Below are 15073 nucleotides of genomic sequence, written 5' to 3'. Positions count from 1 at the left end.
CGTTGGTGAGGCGTATATAGTCGGCGCCCGTCCAAACTGTCAACAACCATTTCAAATCTTTTTTGCGAAGAACTGTTAGCCGCGTAAGGCCACGAGCCGGTCTGTCCCCATGCGGCGGAACCGTCTCCGATCCTGTCAGCTTATATGGGAACAAAGCGGGAAACTTCAAGGATCAAGCGCCCTGTGTCCGGTCTGCAAGGAGTATTCACGGCAAACGGGGACTGGAGCCCGACGGTTCCGGCGGATCTGCATGGCGGCGCGAGCAGTGGCCGTCGCCAGCGATCCAGAGGCTCTTCACGGATTCCTGCTGGAGGGAGTTGGCCTGTTCATGACCAACCATGTGCGCGTCAAGTCGGACGTTGCCGCTGGAAGACTGGTCCGTGTCCTGCCCTAGTGGGCAGGGCCCGAACCGACCCTCTATGCGATCCGGCCAGGAGGCGGCGTTCAGCCCCCAAAGGTTAAAGCATTCTTGGACTTTCTCATTCCGCGGCTCGACTTGAAGAGGATTGATAGCCAAGGGAGCCACATCTGAAGCCGATCCTGCGCACCAAGCGCATCTTCCGCCGGCGGGCGTTAAACTGACCCACCACCCCCATTGGCGGCGGCCGGCTGATCCGGTTTGACCCAAGCGTAGCGCTTATCAACGTTACAGCGATTTAATGTGCAAGCGAGTGGGAGAATTGCCATAAAGCTTTGATATCGACGAGTCATCCTGCGTGTCGGAGTGTGCCGTCGCGTCTACTTCACCTTGGGAACCGTAGACGGTATATTTGCCAACCGGAGCGCCGATGGCCACCTGGAAACAGATCGTTTTTGCACTTGTGATCCTGGTCGCGGCCGCGGCCGCCTGGGTTCGCTTTTTTCCAGGCGCGCCGGATGTGCTGGCGCGCTGGGGTATCGACTGGGCTTATGCCGCAACGCCGCCAACGGGCGCCATCGATAAGGCCAGGCAAGCAGGCAGCGGCAACGCCGCCGGCCAGCGGGTGACTATCGTCGCATTGCCGGCGGCCGCGGCCATTATCAACGATCGTCTGCAGGCAATCGGCACCGGCCGCGCCAACGCCTCAGTGACGGTAAATCCCTACAGTTCCGGCCGCCTCGTTGAATTCGTGGTCGAGTCCGGCGCCCATGTCGAAAAGGGGCAGGTCATTGCCACCCTCGATTCCGACACCGAGGTGATCGCACAGGACCGCGCCAAGGTTGCTTTGCAGGACGCGCAGGCCAAGCTCGTCCGGGTCAAATCGCTGCGCGCTTCCAACGCCGCTACAGCGGTCGCCGTTGCCGATGCTGAAGTGGTTCTGGCCAATGCCAAGCTGGCGCTTCGCGATGCGGAGCTGGCCCTGCAACGCCGCTCGATCGTCGCGCCGATCGCCGGCGTCGTCGGCATCCTGCCGATATCAGCCGGCAATTATGTGACCAGCCAGTCGGCGGTCGCCACCCTCGACGACCGCTCCAGCATACTGGTCGAATTCTGGGTGCCGGAGCGCTTCGCCGCCGCCGTCAAGGTCGGCGCGCAATTGTCGGCGACGCCGATCGCCAATCCCAACAAAGCCTATACCGGAACGGTTGCCGCCATCGACAACCACATCGACGAAGCCAGCCGCACCCTTCTGGTCAAGGCAAAGATCGCCAATCCGGCCGATTCGCTGCGTGCCGGCATGTCCTTCCGGATCGCCATGAAGTTCCCCGGCGACAGCTATCCAGCCGTCAGTCCGCTGGCGATCCAGTGGGGCTCGGACGGTGCTTATGTCTGGGCGATCGCGGACGGCAAAGCCAAGCGGGTGGCCGTGCGCATCATCCAGCGCAACACCGAAACCGTGCTGATCGACGCCCCGATCGTCAGCGGCGACATGGTGGTGACCGAGGGCACCCAGAGCGTCAGCGAAGGCGGCGAGGTCGCCATCGCCGGCGAAGAGCAGCGCGCCGCGGACGCCGACGGCTGATGACCGCTTCCAACAACGCCGCCAGCGATACAGGCGTTACCGCGCTATTCATCCGCAGGTCGGTGATGGCCTTCGTCTTGAACACGCTGATCGCGGTCGCCGGCCTTGCTGCCTTCTACGGCGTCGAAATTCGCGAACTGCCGGATGTCGATCGCGCCGTCGTCACCGTCAACACGACTTTTGAAGGCGCGGCGGCCGAGACCGTCGACCGCGTCAAGGCCGATGCCAATTCCGAGCCGGTGATGCGGCTGGCTGTCACCTCCGACACCATGTCGGTGCAGGACATGACCGTGCTGGTCCAGGACCAGATCGAGGACGAGCTTGCTGCCGTGCCCGGCGTAGCCGACGTCCAGGTCTATGGCGACCGCGACAAGATCTTTCGCATCGATGTCGACCAGAACAAGCTCGCCAGCCTGGGCTTCACCGTCGCCGACCTGAGGGCAGCGCTGGCCTCGGTCGCTTTCGACTCACCGGCCGGCTCGATCACCACGACCAACCAGGACCTCATCGTGCGCACGACGGCGGACGTGACCACGCCGGAGGAGTTCGAGAACATCATCATCGGCGGCACGACCCGCATCCGCGACGTCGCCACCGTCACGCTCGGCCCCGACATCGGCCAGACCACATTGCGTTCGAACGGCAAGACCGGCATCGGCCTCGGCATTATCCGCCAGGCGGAATCGAACACGCTGGATATTTCGACCGGCGTCAAGGCCGCCGTCGACAAACTGCAGGCAGATCTGCCTCAGGGCATGTCGATCAAGGTCACCAGCGACGATGCGGTCTTCGTCAACGGCGCGGTGCATGAGGTTGAGATCGCACTCGGCCTGTCCGTCTCCATCGTGCTGATCGTCATCTACGTGTTTCTCCTCGACTGGCGCGCGACGCTCATTCCGGGGCTCGCAATGCCGGTCGCCATGATCGGGACGATCGCCGCTATCTATCTCGCCGGCTTCTCGGTCAACATATTGACGCTGCTCGCCCTGGTGCTGGCGACGGGCCTGGTCGTCGACGACGCCATCGTCGTTCTGGAAAATATCGTGCGGCGACGCAACCAAGGCATGGGGCCACGCGCCGCCGCCGTGCTTGGCGCCCAGGAAGTGTTCTTCGCCGTCATTGCGACGACGCTGACGCTGGTCGCCGTCTTCGTGCCGATCTCCTTCCTGCCCGGGCAGACCGGCGGCCTGTTCCGCGAATTCGGCTTCGTGCTCGCTATATCGGTGCTTCTGTCCGCCGTCGTGGCGCTGACGCTTTGTCCGATGCTTGCCTCACGCATGCTGTCGTCCGCGCCGCTTCACCACGAAGGCGGCAGCGGCATCGGCGCCCGCATCGGCGGCGCGCTGAACACGCTATACCGGCGCTGCCTGCGCATCTGCCTCGACGCGCCGTGGATCGTGCTTCTGGTCGCGCTACTGTTTGCAGCAACCGCCTTCACGCTGTTTGGCACGATCCGCCAGGAACTGACGCCGACCGAGGACCGTGCCGTCGTGCTCATGCGCATCGACGCGCCGCAAGGCGTCAGCCTCGACTACACGACGCAGCAGATTGAGAAGATCGAAAAACTGATCCAGCCGCTGCGCGATTCCGGCGAAATCCGCAACACGTTCGAGAGCGCCGGCCGGAACGGCGCCTACAATGCCGGCTTCATGGTGATGACGCTGGCGCCGTGGGACGAGCGCACGCGCAGCCAGCAGCAGATCATGGCCGATATCAGCCGGCTCACCCGGCAGGTGCCGAGCGTGCGCGTCTTTCCGATGCAGCCCAACAGTCTCGGCATTCGCGGCGCCGGCAACGGCCTGCAGTTCGCGCTGGTCGGCAACAACCGCGCCGCGCTCGGCGACGCTGCGGTGAAGATCATCGCCGAGATGCAGAAGGATCCCCGCTTCCAGTCGCCCCGGCTCTCCGTCGATCCGACGCAACCCCAGCTTTCCGTGGCCATCGACCGCGAGCGCGCTTCGGACCTCGGCATCGACATCACCGGGCTTGCCGACACTTTCCAGGCCATGCTCGACGGCAATGATGTCGTCGACGTCTATATCGCCGACCGCAGCTACGGAGTGAAGCTCGTCTCGACGACCAACCCGATCAACGATCCGACCGACCTGGAGAATATCTTCCTGAAGACGGCCGATGGCCGCTTCGTGCCGATGTCGACCATTGCCACGCTTACCGAGCGCGCCGTGCCACCCTCGCTGACCCGCGAGCAGCAACAGCCGTCTGTGGCGATCACCTCCAATCTCAGCGGCGATTTCGCGCTCGGCCAGGCGCTCACCCGCGCCGAGGCAATCGCCACGCCGCTCCTGCCGCCGGGCAGCCGCATCGTCCCCTTGGCCGAGGCGGCGACGCTGGGCGAAACCAACAGCGCCATGATCACCATCTTCGGCTTCTCGCTGGTCATCATCCTTTTGGTGCTCGCCGCCCAGTTCGAGAGCTTCGTCAGCGCGGTCATCATCATGGCGACGGTGCCGCTCGGCCTCGCCTGCGCGATCTTTGCCCTTTTGCTCAGCGGCACCAGCCTCAACGCCTACAGCCAGATCGGCCTGGTGCTGCTGGTCGGCGTCATGGCCAAGAACGGCATCCTGATCGTCGAGTTCGCCAATCAGTTGCGCGACCGCGGGCTCGGCGTGCGCGAGGCAATCGAGCGCGCCTCCACCATCCGGCTGCGGCCTGTGATGATGACGATGATCTGCACCGTGCTCGGCGGCGTGCCGCTGGTGCTGGCGAGCGGCGCCGGCGCCGAGGCGCGCATCGCGCTCGGCTGGGTGATCGTCGGCGGGCTGGGCCTGGCCACCGTCTCGACGCTGTTCCTGACCCCGGTCGCCTATCTCTTGCTCGGCCGCTTCGTCACGCCGAAGGTGGAAGAGGCATCACGGCTGAAGCGCGAGCTCGAGGAAGCCGCCTACACCAATGTCGAGCCGGCGGAGTAGGTTCGGTCAGGCCGCAGCGCACCCGGTACAGGGCAATCGCTTCAGCTTTAGGTCCCTCGTTCCGAGCGTCTGCGCTGCCCCTCACCTGCCGGGCGGCATCCTCTCCCCGCATAGGGACAGGGAGAGGGGCGCTCTCATTGATGGTTTCGCCAATCACCAGCATTGCACAAAAGGGTGCCGAGGTCGCGGCCAGGCCCCTTCTCCCGTCACTATACGGGGAGAAGTGCCCTGGCAGGGCGATGAGGGGCGGCGCCAACTTCAACAATTGGTGGCCTCCGATCGCGCTGGATACCACCATTTGTCTGAAGCGATTTGCCCTAACCCGGGCACTTTACCCGTGGCAAGGATGACCGTACTTCGGTTAGCCTTGGCAACGCGAGCCCTTTCGCTGGGCTAGGCAAGGGCGCGAAGGAATTGCCCCAGAGGAAATCGCAATGAGCTATCTGGACGAGCTGTTTTCGGTGGCCGGCAAGACCGCGCTGGTGACCGGGGCCGCGACCGGCATCGGCCGCATGGCGGCGACCGCTTTGGTTAGGGCCGGCGCTATCGTGATGATCGCGTCGCGCAAGGGCGAGGATTGCATCAGGGTTGCCGGCGAATTGAACGGCCTCGGCGGCTCCGGCCGGGCCGAGGGCTTTGCCGGCGATGTCTCCAGCGAGGCTGGCATCGCGGCGCTGGTCGCCGAGGTCAAGGCGCGGACGGAGCGGCTCAACATACTGGTCAACAATGCCGGCGTTTCCTGGGGCGCGCCCCTGGAAACCTTCCCCTATCATGCCTGGGCCAAGGTGTTCGGCGTCAACGTCACCGCCGTCTTCCATCTGACGCGCGAGCTTCTGCCGCTGCTCGATGCCGCCGCCAGCGAGGCCGATCCGGCCCGGGTGATCAATCTGGGTTCGGTGATGGGCACGCAGCCGCTGGCCGACGATGCCTATTCCTACTCTGCCTCCAAGGCTGCGGTTCACCATCTGACGCGCACCTTGGCGATCGAGTTCGCCGCGCGTCGCATTACCGTCAACGCCTTCGCCCCCGGTCCCTTCCAGAGCCGGATGACCGCCTTCGCCACCGCGACTGAGGAACAGGCCAACCATGTCGGCGGCCATGTTCCGCTTCGTCGCATCGGCGCGCCGGATGACATTGCCGGCGCAACGCTCTATTTGTGCAGCCGTGCCGGCAGCTATGTCACCGGCGCCATCCTGCCGATCGATGGCGGGCAGTCGGTGCAGCATGGGCTGACACTGTTCAAGGAATGAAGCCGCTCTGGATCCGGACGGTTGAAATGGAGGACATCAGCGTGGAACCGATCAGTCTCGATGTGCTTCTGGCCAGCGTCGGCAAGGAAGTCGGCGTGTCGCCGTGGCGGGTGGTCTCGCAGCGCATGATCGACCAGTTCGCCGATGCCACCGACGATCACCAGTTCATCCATTGCGATCCGGAGCGCGCCAAGCGCGAGACACCGTTCGGCGGCACCATCGCGCATGGCTTCCTGTCGCTTTCGCTTTTGTCGGCGATGACCTTCGAGACCATGCCGCCGCTCGAAAACAGCAAGATGGGCGTCAACCATGGCTTCGATTCGCTGCGCTTCCTGGCGCCGGTGAAGACCGGCGCGCGCATCCGCGCCCGTTTCGTGCTGGCCGACGTCAAGGTCAGGCCGTCGGGCTGGGTGCAGACGGCGCATGACGTGACCATCGAGATCGAGGGCTCGAAAAAGCCGGCGCTGACCGCGCGCTGGCTGACGCTGACGCTGATCGAGCGCCAGCCAGAAGCGGCGTAGACGGCTCAGCGAACGTCGCTGGAGACGAACTCCATGTGCCGGCCGATCTGCAGGGCGATGTAGACGACCAGTGAGCAACCGATCGGAAACACGATCTCGTTGAGGCCGGTTGCGATAGCCTGCGGCAGGGCAAGCGCGACGTTGTTCGCCGCGGCCGTCTCAATCGTCAGCACCGTGATTCCGCCGCCGAACACCGCGCCTATCAAGGCGCCTGCCAGCGCGAAATGGAGCGGACGGGGTTCTTCCTTCGACGCCAGCGAGGCCAGTATCCAGCCGAGCAGGCCGTATTCGATCGCCCGCAGCACACCCAGCGTCGTGAGCGAGAGGATGGCCGGTTTTGCGGCCGCATCGAGCGCACTTACCATGACCTTTTGCGTCCCCTTGGCGATGCCCATGGCCAGTGGCGCCGAGATTGCGCTGATCAAGCCGCCGAGCGAGGCTCGCACCTTGGCGATCGCCGTGCCGAGGCTGACGCCGGCGCAGACGAAGAAAGCCCATGTCACGCCTTGTGCCAATTCGATCAGGACCTGGGTGATAGCCGGGTGGGAACCTGCTGCAAATCTGCCAGCCAGAATAAGGGCTTCCATGGCGAAGCCGAGTGCGATCGCCAACCAGGCAACCATGACGGCTCGCCTGAGTGCCAGCCTGGCGCCATGAGAAAGTGGGTCCACGTCCGGCACGCCGGACGAAAGCTCAGTCGGAGCCATATCGGCCTCCCCAAACGGAATTTTTGCAGAGCGGCGAACTATCGGTCGTTTGTAACGGCCCGATGTTGCCCGTTTGGGCCAGAGTAACACTCTACGGGAGAAGAAAACGGACATGTCGGAACGCTCAAGCCGATTTGACGGCGCCTTGTCCGATTCCGTACAGCGTATATAATTTAGCCAGCCACCACCGATAAAGGCAGGCGAAAATTGCCGGTCAGCGCCCAGACACGCCGCGAGAAACAAAAAGCCGAACTGCGCTCCGAACTTGTCGAAGCGGCGCACAAGCTCGTGCAGGAGGAAGGCTATGAAGGCCTCACCATCCGCAAGCTGGCGAAGCGCGTCGGCTATGCGCCAATGTCGGTCTACTCCTATTTCGCCGACAAGCAGGACATATTGTTCGCGCTGGCCGAGGATGCATTCGAGACTCTGGCCAAGCGTATCGAGGATCACCCGGCCGACGATCCGATCGAAGCGCTGCAGGTGGTCATGACCGAATACGCGGCCTTCGGCCTTGGCAACCCCAACGAATATCGCACGGTATTCATGACCGAAAAGGTCAAGCCACCGGAAGGCAGGACCTTCGCCGAGATGCAAGAGGGCAACCCGTTGATGAAGGTGCTGATCAAAAGGGTCGAGGCCTGCGTTACCGCCGGCAGGCTCAAGGGCGACCCGCGCGCCATCGCCACCATGCTGTGGGCGGTCGGCCACGGCACGATCTCGCTGCTGATCACCTTTCCCTTCTATCCGTTCGGCGACCAGCAGGCTTTCGTGAAGCGGATGTGCGACTTCACGCTTGCCGGGCTGACCACGCAGGACGTGCCGCCGCTGACCGAAACGCCGGTCAACTGCTGAAGGGTTCCTTCGGTTTCGGATATTTGAAGATCCTGTACGGCACGGGTGAATGGCGCCGCATGCGCAACTCGGCGCGTGCCGGCACTATACGATTCCCAACATTCAAATAAAATTGTTCGTACATGTACGACTTCTGGCTTGAACTCTGCGATTGTCGGTCGTATATGTACGCCATATCGTACATGTACGGAAAAGATTCAGCGGTTGAACCGGAGACAGACAATGAAAAAGACAATCCTTGCCCTCGTCGCCGTCCTGGCATTCTCGGGCGCGGCCCTCGCCGGCCAGAGCCAGCCCGGCAAGCAGGCGCCGGCCGCGGCGTGCGCCGACACCAACATCAGGCTCGATTGCGGCGCGACCGGATCGGTCGAGAAGGCAGCCACTCGCGATGGCTCGACTGAAAAAAGGGAGCCGCGACTCGGCATCGACATCGATCCGTGGATCGTGCCCAGCACGTTCTGAGGTTCGAAAGCAAAAGGGCGGTAGGAAATCCTGACCGCCCATTTTCGTGGCCATTTCAGCCCGGCTTCGCCGGAGCCTGCCGGAAGTTATTTCCTGCGCTTCTTCATTCCGGCCACGATCTTGGCCTTGCCGGGCCTTGCGGGAGCGCCGGAAATCGAAGTCCCGGTGATCGACACCGGATCGCTGGCCGGAAACGTATCCTCGAGCCCTTCCTCGAGTTCCTCTTCAATGTTTGATTCTTGGTGCTGCTCGTGTTCGAGAGAGCGCACGGCCGACGTTTTCTGAACCGGTGGATTCGGCGCGGATTTCGACGGCATCGACATTCTCCCTCGACTTGCTCCGGCAAACGGTCGAGCGCAGCGAACGTTCCTATGCCGTCGCGTCGCCGGCCGCCTCCGACAGAAAAGTAAAGACATAATCGGAAAAGGAACGCCAGCATTCAACCCGAAACGCGTCGGGCGCGGTGCGCAGCAGCACGATCTCGACCTTGCCCAGAATGGTGCGCGACGCTGCGCCTACCGGAAAGGCGTCAAGCGACAGATCCTGCGGACAGCCCGAATTGATCGTCGCCGCAGCCGCCGGGCCGGTGACTGATATGGCGACGTTACGATGCGAGATGCCGACCGCCGAATGCAGCACTGTTACCTTGGCGCAGTCGGCGAGCGGGTCTTTTGCCTCGTCGATGACCAGCCATTCGTCCGGCCCTAGCCACAATGCAGTGCGCCCGGCCTTTGCCGCCGAGGTTTTGGGTTTTCGCGGCAGGGTCACGCCGAGCGCCTTCGAAAGCGCAGCGACAGAGGCATCCGGCGCGCGCAGCGAAATGCGCTCCGCCGGCGGCAACACAGCAAGTGCGACGCCGGTGGTGGAAAGCTCCTGGCCGGCGAGCGCGGCGCGGCGTTCGGCCGGCATGGGAGCGGCGGCAGATTTCTTCGCGTCAGCCTTAGCCATTGAGGCGCTCCCCTTTCTCGTCGAAGAACACCATGCCGGTGACCTCCACCTCGATCGTCCCATTGGGCATCGGCACGTAAAGCGTCTCGCCCATCCGGTCGCGGCCTCCGGCAACCAGAGCCAGCGCGATCGAGCGGCCGCAATTTTCCGACCAGTAGCTGGAAGTGACATGGCCGATCATGGTCATCGGGATCGCCTGCTTCGGATCGCCGACGATCTGCGCCCCTTCTTCCAGCACCACCTTGGGGTCTTTGGTCTTCAGGCCGACAAGCTGCTTGCGGCCCTTGGCGACCAGGTCCGGCCGCGCCATGCCCCTGATACCGACGAAATCGGTCTTCTTCTTGCCGACCGCCCAGTCGAGCCCGGCATCGTTTGGCGTCACCGTGCCGTCGGTGTCCTGGCCGACGATGATGTAGCCCTTTTCGGCGCGCAGCACATGCATCGCCTCGGTGCCGTAAGCGCAGGCGCCATGCTTCTGGCCCTCAGCCCACAGCGCTTCCCAGACGGCTTGGCCGTGGTCGGCCGGCACGTTGACCTCGAAGCCGCGTTCGCCGGTGAACGACATGCGGAACAGCCTTGTCGGCACGCCGCAGATCTTGCCCTCGCGCACCGACATATGCGGCAGCGCCTCGTCCGACATGTCGATGCCTTCGACCAGCGGCGCAATGATGTCCCGAGACTTCGGTCCCTGCACGGCGATCACCGCCCACTGCTCGGTGATCGAGGTCAGCCAGACATTGAGATGCGGGAACTCGGTCTGGAGGTAATCCTCCATATGGTTCATGACCCGCGGCGCGCCGCCCGTCGTCGTCGTCACATGGAAGCGGTCGGGTGCAAGCCTGCCAACGACGCCGTCGTCATAGATGAAACCGTCCTCGCGCAGCATGATGCCATAGCGGCAGCGGCCGGGCTCCAACTTCTCCCACGGATTGGTGTAGAGCAGTTCCATGAACCTGGCCGCATCCGGCCCGACCACCTCGATCTTGCCCAGCGTCGAGGCGTCGAACAGGCCGGCGGTCTTGCGCACGGTGACACACTCACGATCGACGGCGGCATGCATGTCCTCGCCCGCCTTGGGAAAATACCAGGCGCGCTTCCACTGGCCGACATCCTCGAACACCGCACCTTGGCGCTCGGCCCAGGGATGGATCGCCGTTTTGCGGGTCGGGTCGAAGAGCGGACCCCGCGCGTGTCCGACGATCGAGCCGAAGGTCACCGGCGTGTAAGGCGCCCGGAATGTCGTCAGGCCGACTTGCGGGATCGGCTTGCCCAGCGTCTCGGCGGCGATGGCCAGACCGTGCATGTTGGAGGTCTTGCCCTGGTCGGTCGCCATGCCGTTGGTGGTGAAGCGCTTGACGTGCTCGATCGAGCGCATGCCTTCATGCACCGCCTGGCGGATGTCCTTGGCGGTGACGTCGTTCTGGAAATCGACGAAGGCCTTGACCGTCGTGTCCGCACCGGCGCCGGGCGCTGCGCCCAGCATACCGCGTGACCAGCTCTCGCTGGCGTCGACCTTCGGCTTGGCTCCCTTGGCAGCGTTGGCGCCGGCATTCTTGACGGCCGCCTCCTTGGCCGCCTTGGCGCCCGCCGAATAGGCCTCGTCGATCGTCGCCGACAATCCGTCCGTGCCGTTGCAGGCGCCGACGGAGACGCAGTCCTGCGCGTAGGTGCCGGGCACGAAGCGCTTGGTCTCGTCGTTGAAGGCGACCTTGCCGCGCGACTGCGAGAACAGATGCACCGACGGCGTCCAGCCAGCCGACATCAGGATCGCGTCGACCGGGATGGTGCGCTCGCCGCCGCCATTCTTCGGCTGCACGGTCATCGACGACACTCGCAATTTGCCGCCGGCGCGGATCACCGCGCGGCCGAAATTGATCTCGATGCCGAGCGCCCTCGCCTCGTCGATCACCGGCCCAGTCGGATTGTCGCGCAGGTCGACGATGGCCGCCACGCCGACGCCGGCCTTCTTCAGATCGATCGCCGCCGCATAGGCGGAATCATTGGCCGTATAGACGCCGACATTCCTGCCGACCGCAACGCCGTAGTGGTTGAGATAAATGCGCGCCGCCGACGCCAGCATGATGCCCGGCCGGTCGTTGTCGGCAAACACCATATGCCGCTCGATAGCGCCGGTCGCCAGCACCACGCGGCTGGCGCGAACCTGCCACAGCCGCTCGCGCGGCAGCCCGCGGCCGGGATTCTGCAAATGATCGCTGACGCGCTCGACCAGCCCGACGAAATTCTGCGCGTAATAACCGAAGGCCGTAGTGCGGGACAGCACGCGGACATTGTCCATGGCCTTGAGCGTCGCGACTGCACCTTGCGCCCAGGCAAAACCGTCCTGGCCGTCGATCTTGGCGCCGCTCTCGAAGCGCAGGCTGCCGCCGAAATCCGCCTGCTCGTCGGCAAGGATGACGCGCACGCCGGTTTCGGCCGCGGCAAGTGCCGAGGCAATGCCGGCAGCACCACCGCCCAGCACCAGCACGTCGCAATGGGCATAGCGCGCCGAATAATGGTCGGGATCCGGCTGGTCGGGGGCAACGCCAAGCCCTGCCGCAGCCCTGATCTTGGGCTCGTAAAGGTTCTTCCAGGCGGACTTCGGCCACATGAAGGTCTTGTAGTAGAAGCCGGCCGAAAGCAGCGGCGAGGCGATATCGCCGACCGCACTGACATCGAAGGAAAGCGACGGCCAACGGTTCTGCGACTGTGCCGTTAGCCCGTCATAGAGCTCCTGCACGGTGGCGCGGACGTTTGGTGTCTTCCTGGCGGAGTCGCGCTTGATCTCGACCAGCGCATTGGGCTCTTCCGCTCCAGCGGACAGAAAGCCGCGCGGCCGGTGGTATTTGAACGAACGGCCGACCAGATGGACGCCGTTGGCGAGCAGCGCCGAAGCCAGCGTATCGCCCTCGACGCCGGCATAGGACTGGCCGTCGAAGCTGAAGCGGGCCGTCTCTGCCTGCTTGAGGCGCCCGGCGCCGGGAATGCGGAACGCTGCGATCATTTGGAGGCTCCCGGCAGCTTCGCGGGCTTCGGCTCGCCGGCCTTGTAGGTCATCAGGAACCTATCGCTGACGGTGTCGCGCACAGCGTTGAAAAACCGCGCGCAGCCATGCATGTGCCGCCAGCGCTCGTAGATGATGCCCTTGGGATTCGAGCGGATGAAAAAGAATTTTTCGAAGTCGTCATCGCTTGTCGCGGCCATATCTGCGGAACGCGCAATATGTGCCTCGCCGGCGTTGCGGAATTCGAGTTCCGGACGCTCTTCTTCGCAATAGGGGCAGCGGATGAGAAGCATGATTGTTCCTACAATTCGCCGTGGCCGACATGGGCGCCGGCTGGTTGGTCGCAAAGCTTCTGGCCCAGGGTCGCGAACGGCGCGACCAGCCGGATGCGTTCCTCGACACTTGCCGCCGGGCGGAAAAGGTCGCGATCAGCCATGTTGCCGATCGTGAGTTGAAACGGGTCGGTGGTCAGGATGACATGGCGCGGCTGGAACGTATGGTCGTCTTCAAGGTCGGCCGGCCTGTTTTCCAGGAAGGTGACCACCTTCTGGCCGCCGCTCCAGACGCAGGCGAGCACGCCCGCGTCGACGGAAAACGGCCATCCGGTCTCGTTTTCGGCGCGGCTGATCGGCTGCAGGCGCACCTCTTCGACCGAGGGAAAATGAAACAGGCCCTGCTCGCCCGCGAGCATCAGCGGCATGGCGACAGCCATCTCGGCCATCATCAGTGCGCCACCGCTGCCGCCGCCGCCTCGTCGATGAGGCGGCCGGTGCGGAAGCGCTCGATGGTGAAAGGCGCATTGATCGGATGCGGATCGTCCCTGGCGATGGTGTGGGCAAAGACATGGCCCGAGCCCGGCGTTGCCTTGAAGCCGCCCGTGCCCCAGCCGCAGTTGACATAGAGGCCGGGCACCGGCGTCTTGGCCAGGATCGGCGAGCGATCGGGCGTCACGTCGACGATGCCGCCCCACGAGCGCAGCATTTTCATACGGGTGAACATCGGGAACATCTCGCAGATGGCGTCGAGCGTGTGCTGCAGGATGTGCAGGCCGCCGGTCTGCGAATAGGAGACATATTGGTCGGTGCCGGCGCCGATGACCAGCTCGCCCTTGTCGGACTGCGAGATGTAGGCGTGCACAGTGTTCGACATCACCACGCAGGGGAATACCGGCTTGACCGGCTCCGACACCAGCGCCTGCAGCGGATAGCTTTCCAGCGGCATCCGCACGCCGGCCATGTTCATGAGGACGGACGAATGGCCGGCGGCAACGACGCCGACCTTCTTGGCGCCGATGAAGCCGCGCGTCGTCTCGACGCCCATGACCGCACCGTTCGGCGCCCGCTTGACGCCGGTGACCTCGCAATTCTGGATGATGTGAACGCCGCGCGCAGAAGCGCCGCGCGCATAGCCCCAGGCGACGGCGTCGTGACGAGCGGTGCCGCCGCGACGCTGCAGGGTCGCGCCCATCACCGGATAGCGGGCATCGCGCGAAATGTTGAGCGGCGGGCAGAATTCCTTGGCGGCTTCCGGCGTCAGCCATTCATTGTCGATGCCGTTCAGGCGGTTGGCATGGACGTGGCGTTTCAGCACCTGGATGTCGTGGACATTGTGCGCCAGCATCATGACGCCGCGCGGCGAATACATGACGTTGTAGTTGAGCTCCTGGCTGAGCCCGTCCCACAGCTTCAGCGCATGATCGTAGATGCCCGCGCTCTCGTCATAGAGATAGTTGGAGCGGATGATGGTGGTGTTGCGGCCGGTGTTGCCGCCGCCGAGCCAGCCCTTTTCCAACACCGCGACATTGGTGATGCCGTGCACGGTGGCCAGATAATAGGCGGTGGCCAGGCCATGGCCGCCGGCGCCGACGATGATGACGTCGTACTCCTTCTTCGGCTCTGGCGAGGACCACTGTTCCTCCCAGCCCTTATGGCCGCGCATGGCCTCGCGGGCAATGGCGAATACCGAGTATTTCTTCAACGTTCCAGCCTCGCAGACAGCGGCCGGGATCCAATCGAGCGCCGGCGCGCGAGGTGTATCACTAGCGAAACAGCGCTGCCACCCTTGCGCTGTTTGCGACGGCGCTTGCCGTTTTGCGCCGCGACAAAAAAGCTCGACGCAGAGAAGCGTCAGTAGTGGTAGACGCGTGGGTCATCGGGAAGTATCCGCTCTCCATAAATGTAGATTTCGGTTTGCTCTGGCCGCAACATCGGCTGCAAACGGCGTCCCAACAACAAACGCTCTGCGGCCGCGCCAAATGAATCAGCTAGATAGGACATCTCTCCGTCTACATCAGAAAAGTGAAACAAAATTCCGGTTTCCGAGATGTAGAGTTCGCCGTGACAACGATGGACGCCTGCAACTCCAACCAACCTCGTGCGAAGAAGTTTCGACCACTCGTCAATGTTCGAGCTGGGGTTGCACAGCATGAACTGGATGTCGCTTGTCGCGCATTCCTCCCC

At 63.8% G+C, this 15073-nt stretch carries 15 protein-coding genes; 7 read left to right on the top strand and 8 right to left on the bottom strand.

Translation table 11 applies throughout. The features are described from left to right. Positions 1-250: 250 nt before the first annotated feature. From E5W87_RS25485 to E5W87_RS25465, 5 genes are all read left to right on the top strand, one after another. Complete coding sequence (locus tag E5W87_RS25485; protein WP_292403936.1) at positions 251-394, top strand: hypothetical protein; 144 nt, start codon at positions 251-253, stop codon at positions 392-394. 394 nt (positions 395-788) lie between these two features. Next, positions 789-1943: an efflux RND transporter periplasmic adaptor subunit gene (locus E5W87_RS25480; RefSeq protein ID WP_292403933.1), complete on the top strand. Its 1155-nt coding sequence runs from the start codon at positions 789-791 to the stop codon at positions 1941-1943. After that, positions 1943-4873 carry an efflux RND transporter permease subunit gene (locus tag E5W87_RS25475; RefSeq protein WP_292403931.1) on the top strand — a complete coding sequence of 977 codons (2931 nt, stop codon included), beginning with the start codon at positions 1943-1945 and terminating at the stop codon, positions 4871-4873. The genes E5W87_RS25480 and E5W87_RS25475 overlap by 1 nt, the downstream gene beginning before the upstream one ends. A gap of 434 nt (positions 4874-5307) precedes the next feature. Then, a complete protein-coding gene (locus E5W87_RS25470; protein ID WP_292403929.1) occupies positions 5308-6123 on the top strand; it encodes an SDR family oxidoreductase in 816 nt (271 codons plus the stop codon). A gap of 26 nt (positions 6124-6149) precedes the next feature. Next, complete coding sequence (locus tag E5W87_RS25465) at positions 6150-6644, top strand: MaoC family dehydratase (protein WP_292403927.1); 495 nt, start codon at positions 6150-6152, stop codon at positions 6642-6644. 5 nt (positions 6645-6649) lie between these two features. Here E5W87_RS25465 and E5W87_RS25460 read toward each other — a convergent pair whose 3' ends face one another. After that, positions 6650-7351: a hypothetical protein gene (locus tag E5W87_RS25460; protein WP_292403925.1), complete on the bottom strand. Its 702-nt coding sequence runs from the start codon at positions 7349-7351 to the stop codon at positions 6650-6652. 207 nt (positions 7352-7558) lie between these two features. On the opposite strand from E5W87_RS25460, the gene E5W87_RS25455 reads away from it, so the two are divergent. Next, positions 7559-8203: a TetR/AcrR family transcriptional regulator gene (locus E5W87_RS25455; RefSeq protein ID WP_292403923.1), complete on the top strand. Its 645-nt coding sequence runs from the start codon at positions 7559-7561 to the stop codon at positions 8201-8203. Between the two features lie 222 nt (positions 8204-8425). Continuing rightward, positions 8426-8665 (top strand): DUF680 domain-containing protein, encoded by a 240-nt coding sequence (locus E5W87_RS25450; RefSeq protein WP_292403922.1) that lies wholly within the window; start codon positions 8426-8428, stop codon positions 8663-8665. A gap of 86 nt (positions 8666-8751) precedes the next feature. On the opposite strand, the gene E5W87_RS25445 is transcribed toward E5W87_RS25450, so the two are convergent. The 7 genes from E5W87_RS25445 to E5W87_RS25415 all read right to left on the bottom strand — a co-directional run. Further along, positions 8752-8982 (bottom strand): hypothetical protein, encoded by a 231-nt coding sequence (locus E5W87_RS25445; protein WP_292403920.1) that lies wholly within the window; start codon positions 8980-8982, stop codon positions 8752-8754. 52 nt (positions 8983-9034) lie between these two features. Next, complete coding sequence (locus E5W87_RS25440) at positions 9035-9613, bottom strand: sarcosine oxidase subunit gamma (RefSeq protein ID WP_292403917.1); 579 nt, start codon at positions 9611-9613, stop codon at positions 9035-9037. Beyond that, positions 9606-12614, bottom strand: a complete 3009-nt coding sequence (locus E5W87_RS25435; protein ID WP_292403915.1) for a sarcosine oxidase subunit alpha — start codon at positions 12612-12614, stop codon at positions 9606-9608. The genes E5W87_RS25440 and E5W87_RS25435 overlap by 8 nt, the downstream gene beginning before the upstream one ends. Continuing rightward, a complete protein-coding gene (locus E5W87_RS25430) occupies positions 12611-12907 on the bottom strand; it encodes a sarcosine oxidase subunit delta (protein ID WP_292403913.1) in 297 nt (98 codons plus the stop codon). Before E5W87_RS25430 ends, E5W87_RS25435 begins: the two co-directional genes overlap by 4 nt. 8 nt (positions 12908-12915) lie before the next feature. Continuing rightward, on the bottom strand, positions 12916-13338 hold the full coding sequence (locus E5W87_RS25425) for a hypothetical protein (protein ID WP_292403910.1): 423 nt from the start codon (positions 13336-13338) through the stop codon (positions 12916-12918). Further along, complete coding sequence (locus E5W87_RS25420) at positions 13338-14591, bottom strand: sarcosine oxidase subunit beta (protein ID WP_292403907.1); 1254 nt, start codon at positions 14589-14591, stop codon at positions 13338-13340. Before E5W87_RS25420 ends, E5W87_RS25425 begins: the two co-directional genes overlap by 1 nt. 149 nt (positions 14592-14740) lie before the next feature. Next, the coding region (locus tag E5W87_RS25415) for a hypothetical protein (RefSeq protein WP_292403904.1) at positions 14741-15073 on the bottom strand (333 nt) is incomplete at its 5' end.

This window comes from Mesorhizobium sp., assembly GCF_004962925.1.
In the GTDB taxonomy this organism is placed as follows: Bacteria; Pseudomonadota; Alphaproteobacteria; order Rhizobiales; family Rhizobiaceae; genus Mesorhizobium.
The sequence above is the reverse complement of the archived record's forward strand: the minus strand, read 5'-3'. Positions and strand labels throughout refer to the sequence as shown.

Coding starts and splice junctions, on each gene's coding strand:
- E5W87_RS25485 (WP_292403936.1), top strand. CDS start 251: ATGGCGGCGCGAGCAGTGGCCGTCGCCAGCGATCCAGAGGCTCTTCAC.
- E5W87_RS25470 (WP_292403929.1), top strand. CDS start 5,308: ATGAGCTATCTGGACGAGCTGTTTTCGGTGGCCGGCAAGACCGCGCTG.
- E5W87_RS25430 (WP_292403913.1), bottom strand. CDS start 12,907: ATGCTTCTCATCCGCTGCCCCTATTGCGAAGAAGAGCGTCCGGAACTC.
- E5W87_RS25460 (WP_292403925.1), bottom strand. CDS start 7,351: ATGGCTCCGACTGAGCTTTCGTCCGGCGTGCCGGACGTGGACCCACTT.
- E5W87_RS25440 (WP_292403917.1), bottom strand. CDS start 9,613: ATGGCTAAGGCTGACGCGAAGAAATCTGCCGCCGCTCCCATGCCGGCC.
- E5W87_RS25435 (WP_292403915.1), bottom strand. CDS start 12,614: ATGATCGCAGCGTTCCGCATTCCCGGCGCCGGGCGCCTCAAGCAGGCA.
- E5W87_RS25475 (WP_292403931.1), top strand. CDS start 1,943: ATGACCGCTTCCAACAACGCCGCCAGCGATACAGGCGTTACCGCGCTA.
- E5W87_RS25450 (WP_292403922.1), top strand. CDS start 8,426: ATGAAAAAGACAATCCTTGCCCTCGTCGCCGTCCTGGCATTCTCGGGC.
- E5W87_RS25445 (WP_292403920.1), bottom strand. CDS start 8,982: ATGCCGTCGAAATCCGCGCCGAATCCACCGGTTCAGAAAACGTCGGCC.
- E5W87_RS25465 (WP_292403927.1), top strand. CDS start 6,150: ATGGAGGACATCAGCGTGGAACCGATCAGTCTCGATGTGCTTCTGGCC.
- E5W87_RS25425 (WP_292403910.1), bottom strand. CDS start 13,338: ATGATGGCCGAGATGGCTGTCGCCATGCCGCTGATGCTCGCGGGCGAG.
- E5W87_RS25480 (WP_292403933.1), top strand. CDS start 789: ATGGCCACCTGGAAACAGATCGTTTTTGCACTTGTGATCCTGGTCGCG.